The organism is Paracoccus sp. UBA889 (assembly GCA_002294185.1).
Taxonomy (GTDB): domain Bacteria; phylum Pseudomonadota; class Alphaproteobacteria; order Rhodobacterales; family Rhodobacteraceae; genus Paracoccus.
In genome coordinates this window covers 14,984-17,369 of sequence record DBFD01000037.1, presented here as the reverse complement: position 1 = coordinate 17,369, position 2,386 = coordinate 14,984, and the positions used below count along the sequence as shown (strand labels likewise).

Genomic DNA, 2,386 nt, shown 5'->3' with positions numbered 1-2,386 from the left:
TCGGCCATGTTGTAGGTCTCGTAGACCTGGCCCTGGTTGGCAGCGCCATCGCCGTAATAGACGAAGGTGACGTTGTCGTTGCCCAGGTACTTGTCGGCGAAGGCCAGGCCGGCGCCCAGCGGCACCTGAGCCCCGACGATGCCGTGGCCACCGTAGAAATGCTTTTCGCGGCTGAACATGTGCATGCTGCCGCCCTTGCCTTTGGAATAGCCGCCTTCGCGGCCGGTCAGTTCGGCCATGACCCCGTTCGGATCCATGCCGCAGGCCAGCATGTGACCGTGGTCGCGATACGAGGTGACGCGCTTGTCGCCTTCCTTGGCGGCGGCTTCCAGACCGACGACGACGGCCTCCTGTCCGATATAGAGATGGCAGAAGCCGCCGATCAGGCCCATGCCATAGAGCTGCCCGGCCTTTTCCTCGAATCGGCGGATCAGCAGCATGTCGCGATAATATTTAAGCAGTTCGTCCTTTGACGTGTTGGACGCTTCCGTCTTGCTGGCGGCGGGTTTCCTGGCCATGCGGGGATTCCTCCTGGAGGCTGGGGCGGAATAGTTCAGCGTTAAACTATCCGTATCGCATCACCATCAGGGGTGCAATCCGCCAAAGACGGGCCTGTTCAGCGCAGGATGACCTCGTCCGCGCGGACATAGCCCAGAATCTCGCGGGCGCGTTCGTCAAGCAGGTCAAGGTCCAGATATTCGTCGGAAAGACGGCGGGTCAGATTCTGGATCCGGTTCACCTGGGCGCGCAATTCGTCGCGCTGTTCGCGCAATTCGGCGGTCTCGGCCTCGACCTGGATACGGCGCAGGATCCCCGAGGGGCCCTGAACGGCGGCAAAGGCGAAATAGAGGCCCAGCGAGAGGGTCAGCACGATGAAGATCGTGGCGCTGATCGAAAGTCTCTGTGACATGGCCTGCCCGGTGCCTGTGCCTGTTTGGGTCTTGTTCCGGCGTGATCATGCCACAGCCGGATGGAAAGGGGAATCCCCGCCATCACAGCCGCGCGCGGAACGTGGCCTCCAGTCGGCGGGCCTCTGCGTCAAGGCCGAAGGGCGGGTTCAGCACCCACATCCCCGACCCGACCATGCCGTGTCCGGGGCGCGCGGGCGCAAAGCGTATTTCCGTCCGCAATGCCTGCGGGCCGGCCTGCATCAGCGTGTCCAGCATCGCGCGGTGCCGGTCATCGGTCAGGATGGGATACCACAGCGCGATGATGCCGACATTCCATTTGCGTGCGATCTGCGCGATCTGGCGCGGGATGGTGTCGTAATCCGCCTTCACTTCGTAGCTGGGATCGACCAGCAGCACCCCGCGCCGCGGCGCGGGCGGACACACGGCCTGCGCCATCCGGAAGCCGTCCTGACGATGCAGCGTGGCGAAGCCCGCGACACGCGACAGCGCTGCATGTTCCACCGGGTGCAGTTCGGCCAGGTGGGCGCTGTCGCCGGGGCGCAGGAAATGCGCCGCGATCAGCGGAGAGCCGGGATAGGCCTGTGTGCCATGCAGGCGGCGCGTGGCATCGATCGCGGCGATCAGCGGATGGGTTGGCGGCAGCCAGCCTTGTTGCCGGGCCCGCAGGATCCCGGCCTCGGCCTCGCCCGTCTTACGGGCCTCGTCGCTGTCCAGATGATAGAGGCCGCGTCCGGAATGGGTCTCCAGATAGGACAGGGGCTTGTCCTTGCGCGTCAGGTAATCCAGCGCCGCGGCAATCAGCGCGTGCTTGTGCAGATCGGCCAGGTTTCCGGCGTGATAGGCGTGCTGATAGCTGAGCATGACCCGCCATAGCGCGCCCGCGCGCGCCGCGAAAGAGGATCAGTCGGCCCTGGACAATTCCGAATGGCTTTTCAGCACGCGATCGCCGTCGTCCTGTTCGATCAGGTAGGCGGGTTCATCCTTGCTGGCCTTGCGCCTGATGGCCTGACCCTTGATCCGACGCTCGACATCCTCGGTAAAGCTTTCCGTCACCTTGCCGGTGCCGTGACCCTGTCCCCAGTTCCAGCGGACCTTCGTGCCCTCACGGAATTTCTGCATCGTCGCCTCCATCGCGATTCCAGGCGCAATGCGCAGGGCGGGTGGCGGTTCCATCGGCCGAAAAGAAACGCGGCGGCGCCCAGGGAGGAGGAAGGGGCGCCGCCGCTCAACGCTGACCCAGGGAGGAGGGAGGGCCGCGTATGGGGTGCGGTGCAGGCCAGGGAGGAGGAGAGGCCGACACCGCTTGCGATGCGGGCTCGGGAGGGAGGAGGAGTGAGCCCGTCGCATCGGTTTGCCGCAGAACGAGGCGGCTATGGGGTGCGGCACGGCCAGGGAGGAGGAGAGGCCGACACCGCTTGCGATGCGGGCTCGGGAGGGAGGAGGAGTGAGCCCGTCGCATCGGTTTGCCGCAGAAC

The 2,386-nt window shown here is 65.3% G+C and carries 4 protein-coding genes; all 4 read right to left on the bottom strand.

The annotated features are described in order from the left end of the window. Positions 1-518: thiamine pyrophosphate-dependent enzyme (locus B4L36_RS06315; protein ID WP_292954002.1), on the bottom strand; the 518-nt coding region annotated here is incomplete at its 3' end. Positions 519-616: 98 nt separating this feature from the next. Beyond that, positions 617-910, bottom strand: a complete 294-nt coding sequence (locus B4L36_RS06310) for an FtsB family cell division protein (RefSeq protein ID WP_292953999.1) — start codon at positions 908-910, stop codon at positions 617-619. 82 nt (positions 911-992) lie between these two features. Continuing rightward, positions 993-1,772 carry a 23S rRNA (adenine(2030)-N(6))-methyltransferase RlmJ gene (locus B4L36_RS06305; RefSeq protein ID WP_292953996.1) on the bottom strand — a complete coding sequence of 260 codons (780 nt, stop codon included), beginning with the start codon at positions 1,770-1,772 and terminating at the stop codon, positions 993-995. Positions 1,773-1,811: 39 nt separating this feature from the next. Continuing rightward, on the bottom strand, positions 1,812-2,084 hold the full coding sequence (locus B4L36_RS06300) for a DUF2945 domain-containing protein (RefSeq protein WP_335661860.1): 273 nt from the start codon (positions 2,082-2,084) through the stop codon (positions 1,812-1,814). Positions 2,085-2,386: the final 302 nt, after the last annotated feature.